Raw genomic sequence first — 20,166 nt, forward strand, 5'->3', positions numbered from 1 at the left:
GAACGCCGCATCCCAACCTGATCGAGGCCGGGATCCTCACCGAGCGGTGGGTGGCGATGTTCTGCGCGCGTTCCGCGGGCGACGGAGGGGTCAGCACCATGCTCTCCGCCGGTGACGTCGTACGCGACCTGCCCGACGGGCTCGGCGTCCCGCGTCACCCCCTCTGGTGGGACTGGCCGCGGGCGTTCACGGTCGCTCTGACCCGTTGTCACATCCGGCGTCGGGCCTGTCCAGAAAGCTGTTTTCCACCCGTTGACGTGACTGTAGCGCCTATGTAACCTTTGGCCAACGCTACGCAAGAATCTTGCAAAGCAATGTTCGTTTTCTCGCCGTTCCTCGCAACTTCAGGGATGCACTGCGTCCGTGCACCTGCCCCCCCATCCGTGTGCGGTGAAGGCGCATGCCTTCAAGCCCCGACCCTGTCGAGCATGACGAGAGATAGAAGAACGCGAATGAGAATGCTGCGCCTACCGTTACGGCTGGTGGCGACCATGGTCGCCGCCGGCCTGCTCGCCGTGGGGCCGGTCGTCCCGGCCTCCGCCGCGGGCGGACCCAATCTGTCGCCGGGCAAGGCGACCCAAGCCAGCAGTTCCACGGCCGGATACGCGGTGTCGGCCGTGAACGACGGCGACCAGTCCACCTACTGGGAGAGCGCGAACAACAGCTTCCCGCAGTGGGCGCGGGTCGACCTCGGCACCGCCACCAGCGTCGACCAGGTCGTCCTGAAGGTGCCCGCGCCGTCCACCTGGCAGACCCGCACCCAGACACTCTCGATCCAGGGCAGCGCCGACGGCTCCGGCTTCACCACGGTCGTCGCCTCGGCGAACTACACGTTCAACCCGGCGACCGGCAACACGGTCACGATCAACTTCGGCGCCGCCACCTACCGGTACTGGCGCGTCAACATCACCGCCAACACCGGCTGGCCCGCCGCGCAGATCTCCGAGTTCGAGCTGTACGGCGCGAGCACCGGCGGCGACAACCAGGCCCCGACCGCGCCCGCGAACCTGGCCTACACCCAGCCGTCGGGCACCCAGATCCAGCTGACCTGGACCGCCTCGACCGACAACGTGGGCGTCACCGGCTACGACATCTACGCCAACAACCAGCTGCGGGCGAGCGTCGGCAAGGTCACCACCTACACCGACACCCAGCCGGCCACGGCGACCGTGAGCTACTACGTCAAGGCGAAGGACGCGGCGGGCAACCAGTCGCCCAGCAGCAACTCGGTGACCCGCAACGGCACCGGCGACCCCGGGACCAACCTGGCGATCGGCAAGCAGATGGTCGAGTCCGGCCACGTGCACACGTTCGTCGCCGCGAACGCGAACGACAACAACGTGGCCACCTACTGGGAGGCCAACTCCGGCGCGTTCCCGAACACGCTGACCGTCAAGCTCGGCGCCAACGCCAGCGTCAGCTCGGTCGTGCTGAAGCTCAACCCCGACGCCTCGTGGGGCACCCGCACGCAGAACATCCAGGTGCTGGGCCGTGAGCAGAGCGCCACGACGTACCAGAACCTGGTGTCGGCGGCCAACTACACCTTCAACCCGGCCTCCGGCGGCAACTCGGTGAAGATCGACTTCGCCGCGACCGTCGCCGACGTCCAGCTGAAGTTCGCCGGCAACACCGGCGCACCCGGCGGGCAGGTCGCCGAGTTCCAGGTCATCGGCGTCCCGGCGCCGAACCCCGACCTCACGGTCACGAACCTCTCGTGGACCCCGACCTCCCCGATCGAGACCAACGCGATCACGGTGTCGGCCACGGTCAAGAACGCGGGCACCGCGGCATCCGGCGCGGACAGCGTCAACCTCTACGTCGGCGGCACGCTGGTCGGCACCGTCGCGATACCCGCCCTGCCCGTCAACGGCACCGCGACGGTGACCCAGAACATCGGCACCCGCCCCGCGGGCAGCTACCCGGTCAGCGCCACGGTGGACGCGGACAACACGGTCTTCGAGCAGAACGAGGACAACAACTCCCTCACCGCGGCGTCGCCGCTGGTGGTCGCGGAGGCGCCGGGTCCCGACCTGCAGGTCCTCAGCATCAGCTCCAACCCGTCGAACCCGGCCGTCGGAGCGGCGGTCACGTTCAACGTGGCGGTGAAGAACCGCGGGAACACCGCGGTGAGCGTGACCACGGTCACCCGCCTGGTGGTGGGCGGCACCACGCTCAACACCAACACCGCGCCGATCGCCGCGGGCGCGACGGCCAACGTGGCCGTCACGGGAAGCTGGACCGCCACCAGCGGTGGCGCCACCATCACCGCCACGGCCGACGCCACCAACGTCGTCGCGGAGACGAACGAGAACAACAACACGTTCTCGCAGGCCATCGTGGTCGGGCGCGGGGCCGCGGTCCCGTGGGTCGAGTACGAGGCCGAAGCCGCCAGCTACCAGGGCACCCTGCTGGAGGCCGACCCGCTGCGCACCTTCGGGCACACCAACTTCGCGACCGAGTCCTCCGGCCGCAAGTCGGTGCGGCTGAACAGCACGGGGCAGTTCGTCGAGTTCACCTCGACCAACCCCTCCAACTCGATCGTGGTGCGCAACTCCATCCCCGACGCGCCGAACGGCGGGGGCATCGACGCCACCCTCAGCCTCTACATCAACGGCACCTTCGCCCAGAAGCTGACCCTCTCGTCGCGCCACAGCTGGCTGTACGGGAACACCGATGGGCCGGAAGCGCTGACCAACACCCCCCAGGCCGACGCCCGGCGGTTGTTCGACGAGTCGCACGCGCTGCTCGCGCAGTCCTACCCGGCCGGCACCAAGTTCAAGTTGCAGCGCGACGCGACGGACACGGCGTCCTTCTACATCGTCGACTTCATCGACCTGGAGCAGGTGGCGCCCCCGACCAGCCAGCCGGCCGGTTGCACCTCGATCACGCAGTACGGTGCGGTGCCCAACGACGGGCTCGACGACACGGCCGCCATCCAGCGGGCGGTGACCGACAACCAGAACGGCGTCATCAGCTGCGTCTGGATCCCCGCGGGGCAGTGGCGGCAGGAGCAGAAGATCCTCACCGACGACCCGCTGAACCGGGGGCAGTACAACCAGGTGGGCATCAGCAACGTCACGATCCGCGGCGCGGGCATGTGGCACTCCCAGCTCTACACGCTGACCGAGCCGCAGGACGTGGTGGGCGGCATCAACCACCCGCACGAGGGCAACTTCGGCTTCGACATCGACAGCAACACCCAGATCTCCGACATCGCCATCTTCGGCTCCGGCCGTATTCGCGGCGGAGACGGCAACGACGAGGGCGGAGTGGGCCTGAACGGCCGGTTCGGCCTGAACACCAAGATCACCAATGTGTGGATCGAGCACGCCAACGTGGGTGTCTGGGTCGGCCGTGACTACGACAACATCCCGGCCCTGTGGGGCCCTGCCGATGGACTGCAGTTCAGCGGCATGCGGATCCGCGACACCTACGCCGACGGCATCAACTTCACCAACGGCACGCGGAACTCGCGGGTGTTCAACTCCTCGTTCCGCACCACCGGCGACGACGCCCTGGCCGTCTGGGCCAACCAGGCCGTGAAGGACCAGGTCGTCGACAACACGCACGACAACCACTTCGTCAACAACACCATCCAGTTGCCCTGGCGAGCGAACGGCATCGCGATCTACGGCGGCTACGACAACTCGATCGAGAACAACCTGATCTACGACACCATGAACTACCCGGGCATCATGCTGGCCACCGACCACAGTCCCCTGCCCTTCTCGGGGACCACGTTGATCGCCAACAACGCGATCTACCGGGGTGGCGGTGTCTTCTGGAACGAGGACCAGGAGTTCGGAGCCATCACGTTGTTCCCGTCGAGCAGGGACATCACCGGTGTCACCATCCGCGACACCGACATCTATGACTCGACCTACGACGGCATCCAGTTCAAGACGGGCGGCGGCAACATGCCGAACGTCGCCATCACCAATGTGCGGATCGACAAGTCCAACAACGGTGCCGGCATCCTGGCCATGAGCGGGGCTCGCGGCAACGCGACGCTGACGAACGTGACCATCACCAACTCGGCCACCGGCAACATCGTCAGGCAGCCGGGGACGACCTTCGTGATCAACGGCGGCTAGCCCTTCGAGGTCGCCGGGCGCATGAGCGGCCGGCCGTGTGGCGTGGTCCCGGTTGGAAACACCGGGAGCACGCTCACGGCCGGCCGCTCGTCGTGGAGGGGGTCATTTCCTCTGCCGGCCTTCGATAACGTCGTGTCCATGCGGCTTCATGTGGGATGCGCGATGTGGACTCACGCGCCATGGCAGGGGCGGTTCCTCCCCCATCCGCTCCCCCCAGGCGAGCGCCTGCGGTCCTACGCGACCTGGTGCAACGCGGTGGAGGGCAACACGACGTTCTACGCCACCCCGGCGAGGAGCACGGTGGAGTCGTGGTCGCGGCAGACCGCTCCCGACTTCCGCTTCGTGGTCAAGCTCCCGAAGCCGCTCACGCACGAGCGCCGCCTCATCGGCGTCGACGAGGAGCTCCGGTCGTTCCTCGCGGCGATCGAGCCACTCGGGCCGCGGGCCCATGCCCTCTGGATCCAGCTGCCGGGATCGTTCGCCCCGGCCGACCTCGGCACCCTGGCGGGCTTCCTCCGCGCTCTTCCCCGCTCGCACAGGTACGCCGTCGAGGTCCGCCACCGCGCGTTCTTCGACGACGGGCGATCCGCAAGGCTCCTCGAAGGGGTGCTCGCCGGCGCCGGGGCCGAGTGGGTCCCGTTCGACACCACGGCCCTGTTCGAGAGCCCTCCGACCACCGACGCCGAGCGGGACGCGTGGACGAAGAAGCCGCGCATGCCACGCCGGTCGCGCGCCCTCACCGACCGTCCGATCATCCGCTACCTCGGCAGGAACGCCACGGCGCCCGCCACCGAGGGCTGGCGGCAGTGGGTCGGCACGGTCACCGGCTGGCTGCGCGAAGGCCGCTCACCGACCATGTTCATCCACACCCCCGACAACGCCGACGCGCTGACGCTCACCCGCCGCTTCCACGACGACGTACGCGCCCGCCTGCCCGAGCTCGAGCCGCTCCCCGAGCCGATCCCCGTCGAGCCGCTGACCCTCTTCTGAACGGAGGTACGCCCCGGCGTGCCGTCACGGCCGCTTGGGCTGCTGCTGACGATCAACGACGGCTCGAGTCGCTTCATTCGAGGTAGCCCTTGAGGTAGGTCCACGACGCGGTGATGTCCTCGCCCGTGCCATGCGGCCGGCGAAGCTCGTCCACAAAGATGGCGATGTCGGCGAGGTCCCACCACAGCCGGTAGAGGGCGAGGCCGGCGGGATGAACGGGCCGCCCGGTGGCACGGGTGTAGGCCGCCGGCACTCCGCCGGAATCGCCCGCGACCATCCACAGATCCCGTTCCGGCGGGGCGACCTGCACGGTGTCCCAGTCCACCAGCCTCAGACCGGCCGCGCCCCGGATCAGGTTGCCGGGGTGCGGTTCACCGTGGGTGACGACCCAGTCCGCGGCCGTGCCTCGAACCTGCTCGACGAGCCGGTCGAAGTCGCCGAGCGACCGCTCGACGTAGTCGGCGCGGGCGGCCAGCAGCCGCCGGGCGGGTTCGGAGAACGGCCCGCCCGCCCATTCCCCGTCAAGATCGCGCAACGCGTCCTGGAGCCGGTCCCTGCCGGGCAGCGCCAGGTCGGCGCGGGGAGCGCCGGCCGCGACGGCCGGAGTGGCCTGGTGCAGCTCGGCGAGCAGTTCGACCACCTCGGCGAGGTCCTGCGGCCGGTGCGCGCCGAACTGCCCGGCCTCGCCGTCCACCATCGGAAACACCGAAACGGCGTAGCGCGAATCGAGCCGCCACACCGTCGACCCGGTACGGGCCGGGATCGGCGCGACCACGAATCCGAGCCCGGCGTCCCGTCGAAGGGCCAGCGCGGTGTCGTAAGCCCGTCCGAGCGCGCCGAAGGCGGCCTCCCGCGAACCGTCCTCGAAGCCGAGGTCGTCGACCGTCACGAACCGCTGCCGCCCGCCGCCGTCGGCCACGGCCCAGTGGTAGCTCCCGGCTCCCACCGGGAGGTACGTCGCCGAGCGGGCCTCGACCCCCCACCCGTCGGCCAGCGCCGAGACCAGCGCGGCCTCCTCCACACCCTCCGGCCTGTCCCTCATAGACCGTGATTATGCTCGCCGGACGGCCTGGTGAGCGATCTCACCCAGAGCAGAGCTGGGAGCTCAGGGTGTCGTGCGACCAGCGCTCCCACCGGTCGGGCGACCAGCCGCGGTCGCGGACGAACGCCAGGTAGAGCTCCGGGCTGAGCAGGCCGAACAGCAGGTCGGCGGCGTGCTCGGCCGTCACCCCGTGACGGATCCCCGGTTTGCCCACCAGCGACCGGGCGGCCGTCGCGTGGACGGTGAACCTCGGGTCGGTGTCCTGGTCCCAGAGCTCGGCGATCCCCGGATCGGCCAGCGCGGCGGCGCGCAGCATCTCGGTGATCGGAGCCACGCGCTCCAGGATCCCTCGCGTGCCCTGGACGTGGAGCCGCAACTGCGCGCCGGCGGTCTCGGCGGCGAGGGCCTCGTGGAACCACGGCCGATCCATCGTCGCGATCGGCTCCTGGTCGCCCGCGATCGACACGTCGGCCAGCTCCTTGAGCAGCGCGCGCTTGTTGCCGAACGTGAAGTAGATCGTCTGCACGGCGACGCCGGCCCGGTCGGCGATCTGCTGAAGCGCCGTCGCGCCGTACCCCTGCTGGACGAACAGCTCGCACGCGGCATCCAGCATGCGCCGCCGCGTCTCCTTGGCCTTACGAGCCCGCTTGTCCTCGCCCTTGACCTGACTCATGGCTATAGCTTATATCTAGAGTTCGACTCTAGAGTTCAACTCTAGTCATCGACTCACAGGAGGAAAGCCATGCAGGCCATCGCCAACACCCACCACGCCGAAGCGTGGAACGGCTGGGAAGGCGTCAACTGGGCGAACAACGCCGCCCGCTACAACGCGACAGTCACCGGCTTCGACGACGACTTCTTCCGCGTCGCCGCGATCGAGGAGGGCGACCGCGTCCTCGACATCGGCTGCGGTACGGGCCAGCCCACGCTGCTCGCCGCGCGCAAGGCGTCCCGAGGGCACGTCGTCGGCGTCGACATCTCGGCGCCGATGCTGGAGCGCGCCCGAGCCGACGCGGCGGAGCAGGGCATCGCCAACGTCAGGTTCGAGCAGGGGGACGCCCAGGTCCATCCGTTCCCCGACGGCGCCTTCGACGTCGCGATCAGCCGCGGCGGAGTGATGTTCTTCACCGACCACGTCGCCGCGTTCGCCAACATCCGGCGTGCGCTGCGGCCGGGCGGGCGGCTCGCGTTCATGGGCCCGCAGGGCGGCACCCCCGACAGTGACTACGCCCGCGCCACCGTGGCGCTCAAGCCGCTGATGCGCGGGCCGTCGCCCGCCGCGCGCGGGATGGGATCCCTGGTCGACGCGGCCCGCATCCGCGAAGTGCTCGACGAGGCCGGATTCACCGGCGTGAGCCTTACCCCGGTGAAGGCGCTGATGGACTACGGCCGCGACGCCGCCGACGCGGCGGACTTCATCCTCGGCCAGGGACCGGTCCGCTTCAACCTCCGAGACGTCGACCAGGCCGTCGTCGAGCGGACACGGGAGGAACTGCGGGCGGGGCTGGTGGCGTACGAGACCTCGGAGGGGGTCCGCATCCCCGGCGCGGTCTGGCTGGTGAGCGCCACCCGCCCCTAGCCTTCGGCAGGTCCGGCAGCTCGCGGACGCGGTCCTCGCCACTTCGCGCGCGAGTGATCAGACCCGGCGGAGCCTCCGGATCGGCGGGATGAGCAGCAGCGCCGCGCACACCGCGGCGCTGACGCCCGTCGAGAGGAACAGCAGGTCACGGGGTTCGACCAGGGAGGACACCGGGCCCACCAGGGCCTGGCCCACCGCCACGCCGGAGACCGAGCCGGCCACCTCGTACGCGGTGACGCGGTTGAGCACGTCCGGGGCCACCTGCGTCTGGACGCTGGTGGACCACATCACCGACCAGAACGCCCAGGAGGCGCCGCCGAGCAGGTGACCGGCCATCAGCGCGGGAAGCGGAAGCCCCAGGGCGACCGACAGGGGGATGCAGGCGAAGCCGATCAGTGCCACGGCACCGGCGGCCAGGGGGCGAAGAGGACGGAAGCGGATCGCGACGAGCCCGCCGATCACGGTGCCGGTGCCGAGGCCCGCCATCGCCCAGCCGTAGGCGGCGTCGCCGAGGCGGTCGCCGATCAGCCGGGAGCCCAGCGGGATGTAGGGACCGAAGACCAGCATGCCGAAGAACACCCAGACCAGGATCACCGACCACATCCAGCTGCGGGAGCGGAACTCCACCCAGCCGCGCCGCAGGTCGAGCAGGACCGTCGAGGGCTGCCTGACCCCGGCGGCGGGGGCGAACCTGATCAGCGCCAGGCAGAGGCCGCTCAGCAGGAAGGTGCCCGCGTCGAAGGCGTAGACCACGCCCGCGCCGGTCAGCGCCATCAGCAGCCCCGCCAGTACCGGGCCGCCGAGCTGCGTGGCCGCGTCAGCGATCTTGAGGGTGCCGTTGGCGCGCTGGGGGTCCTTCGCCACAAGCGGGATCATGCCGTTCACGCCCGGCTGGAACATGGCGGCGGCCGTGCCGGACAGCGCGGAGGCGACCAGCAGCAGCCACAGCGGCGGGGCTCCGGCGAAGAAGGCGACGGCGAGCACGCCCTGGGTGAAGATCCGGACCAGGTCCGCGCCGACCATCATGGCGCGCGCGCCGATCCGGTCGGCGAAGACCCCGCCGAACAGAACGAACAGCACGAAGGGCGCCGTCCAGACGGCAAGAACGTACCCCACGCCCGAAACCCCGTAAATGGCCCCGACCGCCAGCGCCGCCGCGACCGGCATCATCGCGTCGCCCAGCAGCGACACCACCCGGGCGGCGAAGTAGAGCGAGAAATTCCTGGTCCAGAGCGGTTCCGGGACGCCCGGGACCGCTTCGCGATCAAGGATCGCGGTCATCCGACGAACTCCATGACCACTCATTCTGAACATGCGGCCATCCCCGCACAGACGTCCGGAATGACATCATTGGGTACATTCGTGCCATGAAGAACCGTGTGGTCGCGCTGGTAGGGCCGCCGCAGGAGATGTACCCGGTGACCTGCGCGTCCGCCGTGTTCGGCTACCACGGCCCCGACATTCCCCAGCTCTACGACTTCCGGCTCTGCGCAGAGCGGCCCGGCCCGATCGCGACCACGATGGGCGCCGACATCGTCGTCACCGACGGACTGGAGGCCCTGGCGGAGGCCGACACGATCCTCATCGCGGGCTGGTGCCCCGGGCCGGACATCTCCGCCGAGCTCGGCGACGCCGTCCTGGCCGCCCACGCCCGCGGCGCCCGCATCGTCGGGATCTGCTCGGGCATCCACATCCCCGCGAGCCTTGGCCTGCTGGACGGCCGCAGCGCCGCGGCCCACTGGGAGCTCACCGGCGAGCTGGGCCGGCGCTACCCGAGGGTCCGCGCCGACGCCACCGTGCTGTACGTCGACCACGGCGACGTCGCGACCGCGGGCGCCTCGGCCACCACCGTCGACCTGTGCCTCAACCAGGTCAGGCGCGACCACGGCGCCGCCCTGGCGATGCGGATCGGCCGTCAGCTGTCGGCCGCCCCGCACCGGGAGGGCGGCCAGCGCCAGTACCCCGCACTGCCGACGACGGGCCCGGTCCCCGGCTCCCTCGCCCCGCTGCTCGACTGGATCACCGCCAACCTCGACCGCCCGCTGACCCTGCGGGACATGGCCACCCGGTCGGGGATGTCACCGCGCACCCTCAGCCGCCACTTCTCCGAGCAGCTCGGCGTCTCCCCCGGCCGCTGGCTCCTCGACCGGCGCATCGCCAGCACCCGCGCCCTCCTGGAGGAGACCGACCTCCCGGTCGAGACGATCGCCCAGCGCGTCGGTCTGTCGTCCGCGGTGAACCTGCGCCGCCGCTTCCACAACGCCCTCGACACCACCCCGGCCGCCTACCGCCGCACTTTCCGCTGACCGCTCTTCCTGCCCCCACGCACGCGGCCGGCTCACCTCACGAACTCCCGCCTGAAAGCCCCCTTCTCCACCGCGGCATGCGCATCGTCCCGCTCGAGGAACGTCGCGGTCGTCGCCACGAGCCGGTCGGCGTCATCGAGCCACGGAAAGTGGCCCGCCCCTGGTTGAACGACGAACTCGGCGTCCGGGAACAGCCCGGCGAACTCGGCCACGACGCTCGGGATCGAGTTCAGATCGACCTCTCCGGCGACAAGCAGCGTCGGCGCGTCGAACGCGGCGAGCGCCGCGCGAGTGGCATCAGGGTCGTACGCGCCCTCGGCGCCGAAGGCGGCTGCGGCTTCGGCGTTCTGATGGCCGTCCTGGGCCGCCAGGTGAGCTTGTGCCGCCGCATCCCATCGCCCGTAGAAGAAGGGGTCGATGGCCTTCCAGCTGCCGGCGGTGGCATTGCCGGCGACGATCGCTTCAAGAGCCGCGAAGGCCGCCTCGAACCAGGGCTCGTCCTTGCGGAGCCGGGCGAGCTCCAGCCGGGCCTGCCCTGTGGCCGCGACGCCGACGGCGAAGGTGCTGGGGGTGATCAGCACGAGCTTGCTGACGCGGTCGGGGTGGCGAGCCACGTAGAGGGCCGCGAGGTTCGCGCCGGCGCAGTGTGCGAGGAGGTCCATGCGGTCGAGACCGAGGTGGACGCGCAAGGCCTCGATGTCGTCGACGAGCCGGTCGCAGCGGTAGGAGGTGGCGTCCTGGGGTGTCGCGGACCGGCCGGTGCCCCGAGGATCCACCATGATCAACTGCCGGTGCGCCGACAGTCCGCCGAGTTCACCGAGGTAAACGGAGTCCTGCATCGGGCCGCCCGGCAGGCAGATCACCGGGCTGCCCTCGCCGAACGCGTGGTAGGCGAGCTCGGTTCCATCGGGTGCGGAGAAGGTAGGCATGGCGAAGACCATCTCAGGGCATCCCGACCAAGGCAATCGATCACCTTGAATTCCTGCCGGCAAGATCATAACTTCGGCCGGCGTGCTGGCCGGCATCGACATGGCGCTCTACCTCGCGTCCTTGCTGGCGGGCGAGGACATGGCCATGGCGATCCAGCTCGGCTTGGAGTACGCGCCGCGGCCGCCGTTCAACGCCGGGACGCCGAAGACCGCTCCCGCGGAGATCACTGAGCTGGTGCGCTCCTTCCTGAGGGACGCCTGACCTCACAGGGGTGGTGGTCTGCCGTTCGGTCGATCCCCTCGCGCGGGTTCAGGGGCGGCGAGCCGCCCAGGCAGGATCAGTTCCCAGGCCGAGGATCAGTTCCCAGGCCGAGGATCAGTTCCCAGGCCGAGGGCGGCCGTCATGAGAGATCACCAGCACCTGCTCCGGATGGGCATGGACGTTCGCATACCTCAAGAGCGAATCCAGAGCACCTGCGCCGGAGCTTTCAGCTTCGGATGCGGTGGAAAGCGGGATCTCCTCCTGAAAGCGATGGAAAAGATCCTGGTCACCCAGATTCTGGCGGGCATAGTTCCGCCAACCAGGGACGGGATCGCCTTCCCTGGCCTGCAGTCCGATGACCGAATACCCCAACGGAGCAAAAACGCGGTGCAATCCCGCGACAGTGGCGCCCGTACCGAATCCGCACACCAAATAGCGAATTTCCGGCCAATTCTCGCGGACTTCCCGCAAAAGATGCGATCCCCATAGCTCCACGCACCTCACCAAGGCCACATTGGTGAACTGCTTCGGCCAGAACCAGCCTGCCTGCTCGTACTGAAGGCAAAGCTCGCGAGCTTCCTCGAGGCTCGTGATCGTCCGCGCCTCGCCACGGAAGCCGCGGCTCATGAGATGATCGCGGCCGGAGGCATCCGTGAGGGCGACGGTCGGCAGCCCTCTTTTTCTCCCGAACACATCGAGGGCGAGCGCGGTCGACGAACCGGAGATCTCGACGAATCCCCGGGCATCGTCCGGAACCGCGTCAAGGCAGAGCTCGTACGTCAGGTATTTGAGGCTTCCCGACTCGCACGTCCCGCCCCAGAGCACGGCCGGGCCGTTCTCGTCAGGTCGCGTGAGGGTGAAAAGCGCGTCCATGGCGTTCACGCGGGGACGACCGAGCCTCGGACATAGTGGTGGTCAAAGAAATCCACATACAGGTATTCGGGGTATGACACCATCTGGTCCCGCCCCAGGAGGATGGCTCGCATGATCTCGCTCACCATCATCCCGGCCGCGGTGGTGGCTCCGATCACGCACGTGGGAGCGTGTCCACGCCCGGCGAAGCAGGCGTCCCAATGCTCCTGCACGATATAGCTGCCGAGCCGGGGGATGATCTTGGGTAGATCGATACGCCCATCCGGAAGCATGTAGAGATCCTCATAGAGAGGCGCTTCGGGCTGGAAGACGTGCAAGGCGGCCCCGAATCCCAGCATCAGGCCGGTCATGATGACGATGCCCCGCTCCCGGCATGCTTCGTGCAGCCACTCTTTCGCCCTGAAGCCGGCGATGTCGATGACCTCCACGACGTAGTCCACCGGCTTTCCGCCGAACCCCGAAAGCAGGGAATCGATGTTGCTTTCGGTCACGCCCTCCGTCGCTTCGCGAATCAGCAGCTCGGGGTTGATGTCCTGGCACATCTTCCCGACGACCTCGGTCTTGAGCCTGCCGACAGTGCTGTCGAAGCTGCCGACCTGACGATTGGAATTGTGCACTTCGTAGACGTCGAAATCCGCGAGCGTCACCCGGCCGAAGCCGAGGCGGGCCAGGTCCACCGCGCACTGCCCGCCCGCACCGCCCACTCCGGCCACGAGAACATGGGTGTCCGCGACCCGCTTCATCGATTCTTCGTCCAGAATCCCCAGGTTACGCCGGAACCTGGGATTGATCTCGGAGTTCTCCACGGGACACCTCACTTCATTTCTGCATGCAAACGTAGTAGTTCTCACCGAAGTAGTCGTCGCCGTCCGCGACCAGAGAACGCGAGAAACCCAGGCGCCGCAGGGTGTCCACCAGCTCGTCCACTTCGAAGAACGTCACCATCTCGTCGGGGTCGGTGGTCAGTTTCCGGGCGCAGGTCGAATGATGGGCCAGCGCGGCTTGGAGGTCCTCGGTGAAACGCTCTTCCGCCTGCCACTCCGCGATGGAGTGTTCAAGCACCTTCTGCAGGTCGGGCCGGCGTTTCGGGCCGGTGGCGATCATCACGCCCCCCGGCTTCAGGTGAGAGAAGACCTCAAGCAGCGCCGATTCGACGTCCCGGACGTAGAAAAGGACGTTATTGAGCACGACCGCGTCCGCGTCGGAAACGGCCTGGGACGGAAACCGCTCCACGCTTCCGTCCATGACCGTCCATCGGTCGCGAGCCTCGCCCGGCGCCTCCGCCTTCTTGTCATGAGCCCGTTGAAGCATGGCGGGGTTGTTGTCGAAACCGAGGACTTCGTGACCGCGGTCGATCAGCGCCTGGCTGACCAGGCCGGTTCCGCACCCGGCGTCGATCACGGTCCGGCGGCCCTCCGTGTCCCGGAGGATCTTTCCGAGCATCCGCTGATAGCAGTTCAGCTCGGGGATCATTTGGTCATAGCTCTTGGCGAAGTCGGTCCAGATGTTCTCGCTCACAGCGCTTTCAACTCCCTCGAATCTCGGCCAGGCCGGCGCGCCGGTCTCCGTCACCCCGCACCAACGGCTACTTCTTGACGTCCGCCGTCAAGCCCTGCTGCGGGCCGTCCACGACGATGACCGCGCGGTACCGGGCGAGGGCCTGGGTCGTGTCGGCGTAGTAGATGCGCCACGCGCACTCCCGCTCCTGCCAGATCTCGCCCGTGCACCTCACCTTGGCCTGCACGTCGCCGGCCGAGATCGTCCCCTTGGCGATGACCTTGCTGTTGGCACTGGTCAGCTCGAAGACCGGGCCGCCGCTGTCGCCGTGACCCGCGGCGCTGGTGTGGTTGACCTGCTCGGCCCTGACCAGCGGATAGGCGGTACCGACCTCGAGGTTGTTGGCCTTGACCTGGATGCCGCACAGGACCCCGGAGGAGGCGCCCGACGTGCACAGCCAGTTGCCGACGTTGCTGAACGACGCTCCGGCGATGGGCTTGGTGTACGTCGAGTTCTGCCAGCCGCCGTCCCACATGCGGCCGGCCCCCCGCGCGTCGATGATCATGGTGTCCTGGCGCTGGCTGTCGTTGATGACCGGGCCCATGCGGTCGCCGCCGCCGTCGAAGATGACCTGGTTCAGGTCGGCGCAGTGCGCGGCGCTCAGCAGACGGGTGGCGGCCTGGTAGTGCATGGGCCACCCGACCGTGCAGTTCATCGTCCTGGCCCCCGCGTAGTAGGCAGGGGCGTCGTCCTCACGGCACCACGAGGCGCCGTCCGCGCATTTTCCCGCGAAGGGGGTCGTTTCCACCTCGCCCGCGGCCGTGTCCACGCGCACGTCCACCGTCGCCGTGGCCAGGAGGTTCTCGGCGGCCAGGCCCTGGGCCCGCGACCGCCCCTTCGCCCACCGCACGTCGAGGCCGCTGCCGTCCGCGCGAGGGGCGACCTCCCCGACGGCGTCGTTCTCGCCGAGCCGACGCACCTCCGCGAGGAGCTGCTCCTGGTTGTAGCGCGCCGGCAGCACCCGGACGGGAACGGACCTGTTCTGCTCCCCGATGACGCGCTGGACGGCGGCGGGCACCTCGCCCTGCCAGTACACGAGGAGCTCCCGGTTCTCCGGCGCGGCGATGACGCTCGCGTAACCGCTCCGCCCGCTCGCCGCGGCCGCCTGCCGGATCTTCTCCGCGGCCGTGTTGAGCTTGTTCTGCATGCCCATCAGGTCGCTCCAGGTGGCGAAGCCACCGGGCACGGGGGCGGTCGCCAGCGCGGCCGCGACGGTGCCGTCCCCGCTGTTCCCTCCCGGGGCCTGCGCCTGTGCGGCCGGACCCCCCATGCTGACGAGCAGCAGGGAGACCCCCACCGCGAGCCCGGCACGCCGTACGGCTGATCCACTGTTCACCAGATCTCCTTCGGAACCACGAGTTCTGCGACGCCCATCCACGAGCGCGCGACCCCATGGTCGGCTGCCTCCTGCGGGCCGGTTGCCATTGGCAAGATCCCACGTCGCGGACCATCTTGTCAATGACAAGATTGGCGTTCTCCATCACGCGACGCGAGGATCACCTCGACGGGCCCCGGCAGCACGGTGATCTCCACGAAACCGGTGTCGCCGAGAAGCCGCGTGTAGTGCTCGATGTCGTACAGCCGGCTGTGGCAGGCGTCGACGCCCATGAGGAAGTACGACCAGAAGAACTGCCCGGCGAGACGTTCGGGAGTGCGGAACTCCTCACAGATCATGACCCGCCCGCCGGGCTCCAGCGCCTCGTGTGCTTTCCGGAGCAGTGTGCGAGCGGTTGGGACCGGCCAGTCATGCAGCACCCGGACGAACGACATCCCGTCGTAGCCACGTGGCAGAGGGCCGTTGAGGAAGTCGCCGCCGACGAAGCCCAACCGGTCCCCCTTCCAGGCAGTCCAGCATCTTGTACAGGCGGCCCTGGACCAGTCCCAGCCTTGTGCTCATCTCGGCCACGGTGACCTCTGCGTGCTCCAGCGCGTCGAGCACTCCGAGCTCCAGAGCGGCCTCCACGCCGTCCATCGCCTTGGCGCCGTTGGCCAGACGGCCGATTGCAGCGAGAGCAGATCCTGAGTCCGGAGGTACAGCTCGTAGTCGAGCTTCCCCACCCCTACCGACGTCTTCAGGATGGAGTTCCAGACCGGCTCCGACATCGTCCGGTGCAGATCTGTCACGTCTGCCCTCCGGCTCTCTCGGCCGGCCGGCCCGCGGGGGTGATCGGACAAGGGAGCGACCTGATGAGCGGCGGATGACTCGACGGCCGGACCAGTCCACGACGCGGATGTTTCGTCGGCGTTAATCGGATCTCCTATAGAGATGACCAGCGGGGATGACATTCGCGCCTCACGTTTTCCCGTCCGAGCCTCTCGCTCTCCCGGACGGCCGTGCACCGTGACCGCGCGAACGCGACGACGCAGCCTCACCCGGTCCCCTTGTGAATCACCTGGCACGTTTCGCGACGCGCCTTAAAGGGCCTGAAAAAGAGTAAAAACCAGGAGCCCTGAGGCCACCTGCCGCAGGCGCGCGGTGTACGGGCGGACAAGTCGCCGCCGGTCCACGCCGATTAAGGCCCCACTAGTGATTCAAAAGAATCGCCCCCTCGGAGTTCGATTATTGACAGGCGCGACTCGAAGGGCTGATCCTGGGTCCGCCGGTTCAGTCCCCGAGGGCCGTCTTCTCGCTCGCCGTGCGCGCAATGGCCTATTCGTCGACCGGCCTCTTTGCCACCGCAAATGCGGGGCCTCGTTCTCTGCTGCCGAAGAAGGACGACTCATGCCAGAATCATCAGTTGCCGCCCCGTTCACGGAGCCGTACTTCCAGAATCCATATCCCACGTATGAATGGCTCAGGGACAACCACCCCGTCCACCCGGTGACGGTTCCGGGAACCGATGTGCGGGTGTGGCTGGTCAGCCGTTACGACGACGTGCGCGCGGCCTTCACGGACGAGCGGATCAGCAATGACGCCACCTGGGCGACAAAGGAGTTCCGGGAGGCCGGGCTCGTCCTGGGCGCCGGTGGGGACATAGACCGTTCGATGTCCACGGTGGACCCGCCCGCGCACACCCGGTACCGGAGGTTGGTGGCGAGCACCTTCACCGCGGCACGGGTCCAGCACTGGGAGCGCACCGTCAAGGAGATCGTCGACAGGCTGCTCGACGACTTGCGGCCAGGAGGTGTGGTCGACCTCCTGGACCGGTTCGCGACGCCCATGGCGGTATCGGTCATATGCGAGGTGATGGGCATTCCGTCCGCCGACCGCAAGAGCCTGCGCGAGTGGGGGGACGTCATCTTCACCGCCGACCCGGCGCGACGGGGCGAAGCGGTGGACGCGGCCGCGGCGCTGGCCGGCTACATCCGCGAGCTGATCGCGGTCAAGAGGAACGACCTGTCCGACGACCTGATGTCCGCCCTGATCCTGGCGCACGACGGCGAGGGGCTGACCGAGACGGAGCTGGTGGCCTCGTGCGCCGGGCTCGTCATCGCGGGTTACGAGACCACCATCGGCCTGACAGGTACGGCGGTGCTGACCATTCTCGACAATCCCCAGGCGATGCGGGAGCTGCGTGATGATCCGTCCCTGATGAGCGCCATGGTGGAGGAGGTCCTGCGTTACGACGGCGCCGCCACCACGTCCCTGTGGCGCTTCGCGAAGGAGGACATCGAAATCGGCGGTACGAGAATCCCGGCCCACGATGCGCTGTTCCTTCTCATCGGGTCGGCGAACAGGGATCCTCGCCAGTTCGCCGACCCGGACACCTTCGATCTGCATCGGGTCACCAAGCAAAGCCTCGCGTTCGGCCACGGGATCCACCGATGCGTCGGGGCGGCCCTGGGGCGTCTGGAGCTCCGGGTGAGCGTCGCCGCCGTTCTGGAGCGGTTCTCCGGCATCGAGCTCGCGGTGGACAGGAACGAAATCCGTTACAAGCCCCTGGTGGGAATACGAGGACCCATGTCGCTCCCCCTGATCCTCAGGCCATAGGGCCAGGCGGTCAAGCGATAGCACGGCCGGCGGATCAGCGCCTCTCGCGGCCATGCCCCTGAGCAGCGATCCCAGCGAGCCACAAGTGAGCCACAAGGCCATCTTGTCACTGTCAAGACAGTCGTCCCGATCAACCGTCGGGCCGAGCCCCCCGATTCCACAAGGAGACCTCATGTCCCTCCACCACAACGAGACCGTCATCGAGCCCGGCCTCTCCACCAACCACAACGAGACCGTCCTCGCCTGAACACTCTGACGAGCTCCGGCGAGTAGCCGGATGGGGAGCGGGCCGGCCCCAGGGCGCTCGTGTCAGCGGACGCAAGAACAGGCGGAGCAGATGCCGTTCAAGGATTTGGTTCCACGTCTTCCCGGGAACGCGTGGCTCATCCTCTGTGGCGACGCCGTGTCCGCGGTCGGAGCCGGTCTCACTCTCCCCTTCCTCCTCGTCTACCTGCATGACGTGCGGGGAATCGAGCTCGGTTCGGCCGGGCTCGTCCTCTCGACGATCGCGATCGCCGGACTGGTGGGAACCCCCGTCGGCGGGCTGCTCTCCGACCTCTTCGGTCCACGGCGGCCCGCCGCGGCGGGCCTTGTCCTCGCCGCCGCCGGAACCGCCGGAATGGTCGGTGTACGGAGCGCATGGCAGGCCGCCCTTTGGGCCGCGGTCTACGGGTGCGGTGTCGCGGTCACCGAGCCGTCGTTCCAGGCGCTGCTGAGCACCTCGGTCTCCCCGGAGCGCCGTTCACAGATTTTCGCGGTACGGCATGCCCTGCTCAATGTCGGGCTCAGCGCCGGTAGCCTGCTCGCCGCCTTCTTGGTGGACTTCTCCGCACCGCAGACCTTCGTCACGATTTACCTGGTCGACGCGGGCACCTTCCTCACGTTCGCCGTGCTGGTCGCCAGGGCGCCAGGTCGCGGTCACCCTGTCCCCGGATACCAGGTCCGGAGTCCCGGCGCCCGCGGTGGGTACCGCGAGATACTCGCCGACCGGGTGCTGCTGCGGATCTGCGTCTCCGTCGCCGTGGTGTTCACCTGCGGCTACGCCCAGTACTACAGCGCCTACCCGATCTTCTCCATCCAGACCGGCGGCCTCGACGCCGCCACGTTGCAGCTGACCTTCCTGGCCAACACCTGCACGGTCGTTCTCGCTCAGCTACTCGTCCTGCGTCTCGTGACCGGTCGTCGCCGTGCCCTCGCGTTCGCCTTGTCGGCCGCGCTCATGGCCGTCGCCTGGCTCACCGTGGTGGGCGCCGCGCATCTCGGCGGCGGCCCGGCCGCCGTCGCGGCGTTCATGACCGCGATGGTCCTGTTCGCCATCGGTGAGACGCTCATGGCCCCAAGTGTTCCTGTCATCGTGAACGACCTGGCGTCCGACGTCGGCCGTGGCAGGTACAACGGGGCCTACGGCTTCTCGCAGACGCTGGGGTACATCATCGGACCGGCGGTGGCCGGCGCGGCGCTCGGCTCCGGGCACGGATCCCTGCTCTTCGTGGGCCTGGCTGTGGCACTCGGCCTCGTCGCCCTGCATGCGACCAGGATCGATCGCCTCCTCACCCCCACAGCGAACCGCATGGGTGCCGGCCATGCGCGATGACGACGCGCTGGACGCTCTGCTGGCGGCGGCGGAGAGGTGCCGGCGGCTCGGACGACTGGACGAGGCCGAACGGACGCTGGAGCGGGCCGTCCAGATCACCCGTGACGCCGGAGCACCTCAGGATGCCCGACTGGACGCCCTCGCCGACCTGCTCCGTATCAGGGGAAGGTACCGGCGGGCGGACGAGATACTGCGGAGCGCGCTCACGCTCGCCGAGGAGGCGCCGGGACCCGGCTCCCTCACGGTCGCACGGATCTGCAACAGCCTGGGTGTGCTCCACAAGTACACGGGACGGTTCGAGGAGTCCGAGTCCTTCTATCGCCGGGCTCTCGCGATCGTCGAAGCGGAACTGGGCGATGCCCACCCTTTCATGGCCACCCTGTACCACAATCTCGGTGGGCTGAACCACGCGCGCGGGACGCACGCGCAGGGGGAGCCCTTCGCCCGCCGCTCGGTAGAGATCCGGCGGCGCACCCACGGCCCCGCGGACCCGGCGCTAGCCGCCGACAAAGCGGCGTTGGCGGCGATCGTCCACGCGCTCGGCGACCTCGACAAGGCGAAGCGCCTGCTGGTGGAGGCGCTCGCCGTCTTCGAGACGCGGTTGGGCCCAGAAGACTACGAAGTCGCCTCCTGCCTGAACAACCTCGCCTCGATCCACTATTCGAAGGGCCATCTCGCGGCGGCCGAGGAGGGCTACCGCAAGGTCCTGACGATCAAGGAAAAGCTCTTGGGCCCGGCTCATCCGGAACTCGCGGTCGCGCTCAACAATCTCGCGATGACCCTCTGGAAGCGTGGCCGGCCCGAGGTCGCCGCGCGGGCGTTCGAGCGTGCGATCTCCTTGCTGAGTGCCGAGGTCGACCAGGGGCAGCCCGTCCTGCTGGCCTGCCTCCGCAACCTCGAAACGTGCCGTCGGTCGATGCGACCGGAGTCACGTGAGTGACGCCGGCCGCCGTCCCGCCCGCCGCCGGCGATTTCCGCCCGGAAACGGCCTTCTCGATACGCCCCATGC

16 protein-coding genes and 1 pseudogene are annotated in these 20,166 nt (G+C 68.6%); 8 read left to right on the plus strand and 9 right to left on the minus strand.

The annotated features are described in order from the left end of the window. Positions 1 to 452: 452 nt before the first annotated feature. Both OG589_RS19840 and OG589_RS19845 read left to right on the plus strand, forming a co-directional pair. On the plus strand, positions 453 to 4,094 hold the full coding sequence (locus OG589_RS19840) for a CARDB domain-containing protein (RefSeq protein ID WP_405151116.1): 3,642 nt from the start codon (positions 453 to 455) through the stop codon (positions 4,092 to 4,094). A gap of 138 nt (positions 4,095 to 4,232) precedes the next feature. Continuing rightward, entirely contained in the window at positions 4,233 to 5,084 is an 852-nt protein-coding gene (locus tag OG589_RS19845) for a DUF72 domain-containing protein (protein ID WP_405151118.1), read from the plus strand. A 73-nt stretch (positions 5,085 to 5,157) separates the two neighbouring features. Here OG589_RS19845 and OG589_RS19850 read toward each other — a convergent pair whose 3' ends face one another. Together OG589_RS19850 and OG589_RS19855 are read right to left on the minus strand one after the other, a co-directional pair. Further along, the gene (locus OG589_RS19850) at positions 5,158 to 6,126 is read right to left on the minus strand and encodes a phosphotransferase enzyme family protein (protein WP_405151120.1); all 969 of its coding nucleotides are present in this window, start codon (positions 6,124 to 6,126) and stop codon (positions 5,158 to 5,160) included. A 40-nt stretch (positions 6,127 to 6,166) separates the two neighbouring features. Further along, positions 6,167 to 6,799 carry a TetR/AcrR family transcriptional regulator gene (locus OG589_RS19855; protein WP_405151122.1) on the minus strand — a complete coding sequence of 211 codons (633 nt, stop codon included), beginning with the start codon at positions 6,797 to 6,799 and terminating at the stop codon, positions 6,167 to 6,169. A gap of 69 nt (positions 6,800 to 6,868) precedes the next feature. Here OG589_RS19855 and OG589_RS19860 point away from each other — a divergent pair, with 69 nt between their 5' ends. Further along, positions 6,869 to 7,705: a class I SAM-dependent methyltransferase gene (locus tag OG589_RS19860; RefSeq protein ID WP_405151124.1), complete on the plus strand. Its 837-nt coding sequence runs from the start codon at positions 6,869 to 6,871 to the stop codon at positions 7,703 to 7,705. Between the two features lie 57 nt (positions 7,706 to 7,762). Here the strand turns inward: OG589_RS19860 and OG589_RS19865 are convergent, their stop codons facing one another. Further along, complete coding sequence (locus OG589_RS19865) at positions 7,763 to 8,986, minus strand: MFS transporter (RefSeq protein ID WP_405151126.1); 1,224 nt, start codon at positions 8,984 to 8,986, stop codon at positions 7,763 to 7,765. An 86-nt stretch (positions 8,987 to 9,072) separates the two neighbouring features. On the opposite strand from OG589_RS19865, the gene OG589_RS19870 reads away from it, so the two are divergent. After that, on the plus strand, positions 9,073 to 10,011 hold the full coding sequence (locus tag OG589_RS19870) for a GlxA family transcriptional regulator (RefSeq protein WP_405151128.1): 939 nt from the start codon (positions 9,073 to 9,075) through the stop codon (positions 10,009 to 10,011). A gap of 32 nt (positions 10,012 to 10,043) precedes the next feature. Here OG589_RS19870 and OG589_RS19875 read toward each other — a convergent pair whose 3' ends face one another. Next, positions 10,044 to 11,042: an alpha/beta fold hydrolase gene (locus tag OG589_RS19875; RefSeq protein ID WP_405151130.1), complete on the minus strand. Its 999-nt coding sequence runs from the start codon at positions 11,040 to 11,042 to the stop codon at positions 10,044 to 10,046. On the opposite strand from OG589_RS19875, the gene OG589_RS19880 reads away from it, so the two are divergent. Then, positions 11,023 to 11,202 (plus strand): hypothetical protein, encoded by a 180-nt coding sequence (locus OG589_RS19880; RefSeq protein ID WP_405151132.1) that lies wholly within the window; start codon positions 11,023 to 11,025, stop codon positions 11,200 to 11,202. The genes OG589_RS19875 and OG589_RS19880 overlap by 20 nt on opposite strands. A gap of 114 nt (positions 11,203 to 11,316) precedes the next feature. Here the strand turns inward: OG589_RS19880 and OG589_RS19885 are convergent, their stop codons facing one another. The 5 genes and pseudogenes from OG589_RS19885 to OG589_RS19905 form a co-directional block, all read right to left on the minus strand. Then, positions 11,317 to 12,075, minus strand: a complete 759-nt coding sequence (locus OG589_RS19885) for a pyridoxal-phosphate dependent enzyme (RefSeq protein WP_405152076.1) — start codon at positions 12,073 to 12,075, stop codon at positions 11,317 to 11,319. A gap of 5 nt (positions 12,076 to 12,080) precedes the next feature. After that, positions 12,081 to 12,881: a ThiF family adenylyltransferase gene (locus OG589_RS19890; RefSeq protein ID WP_405151134.1), complete on the minus strand. Its 801-nt coding sequence runs from the start codon at positions 12,879 to 12,881 to the stop codon at positions 12,081 to 12,083. A gap of 13 nt (positions 12,882 to 12,894) precedes the next feature. Continuing rightward, complete coding sequence (locus OG589_RS19895) at positions 12,895 to 13,593, minus strand: class I SAM-dependent DNA methyltransferase (protein ID WP_405151136.1); 699 nt, start codon at positions 13,591 to 13,593, stop codon at positions 12,895 to 12,897. A gap of 67 nt (positions 13,594 to 13,660) precedes the next feature. Next, on the minus strand, positions 13,661 to 14,968 hold the full coding sequence (locus OG589_RS19900) for a hypothetical protein (protein ID WP_405151138.1): 1,308 nt from the start codon (positions 14,966 to 14,968) through the stop codon (positions 13,661 to 13,663). A gap of 119 nt (positions 14,969 to 15,087) precedes the next feature. Beyond that, positions 15,088 to 15,465 (minus strand): annotated as a pseudogene (locus OG589_RS19905) (methyltransferase); the annotation flags it as partial. Positions 15,466 to 16,354: 889 nt separating this feature from the next. Here OG589_RS19905 and OG589_RS19910 point away from each other — a divergent pair. From OG589_RS19910 to OG589_RS19920, 3 genes are all read left to right on the plus strand, one after another. Beyond that, the gene (locus OG589_RS19910; RefSeq protein WP_405151140.1) at positions 16,355 to 17,563 is read left to right on the plus strand and encodes a cytochrome P450; all 1,209 of its coding nucleotides are present in this window, start codon (positions 16,355 to 16,357) and stop codon (positions 17,561 to 17,563) included. A gap of 403 nt (positions 17,564 to 17,966) precedes the next feature. After that, positions 17,967 to 19,157, plus strand: a complete 1,191-nt coding sequence (locus OG589_RS19915; protein WP_405151142.1) for an MFS transporter — start codon at positions 17,967 to 17,969, stop codon at positions 19,155 to 19,157. After that, positions 19,147 to 20,097 carry a tetratricopeptide repeat protein gene (locus OG589_RS19920; RefSeq protein ID WP_405151144.1) on the plus strand — a complete coding sequence of 317 codons (951 nt, stop codon included), beginning with the start codon at positions 19,147 to 19,149 and terminating at the stop codon, positions 20,095 to 20,097. The genes OG589_RS19915 and OG589_RS19920 overlap by 11 nt, the downstream gene beginning before the upstream one ends. The last annotated feature ends 69 nt before the right edge of the window (positions 20,098 to 20,166 follow it).

This window comes from Sphaerisporangium sp. NBC_01403, from assembly GCF_045040145.1.
Lineage (GTDB): Bacteria > Actinomycetota > Actinomycetes > Streptosporangiales > Streptosporangiaceae > Sphaerisporangium > Sphaerisporangium viridialbum.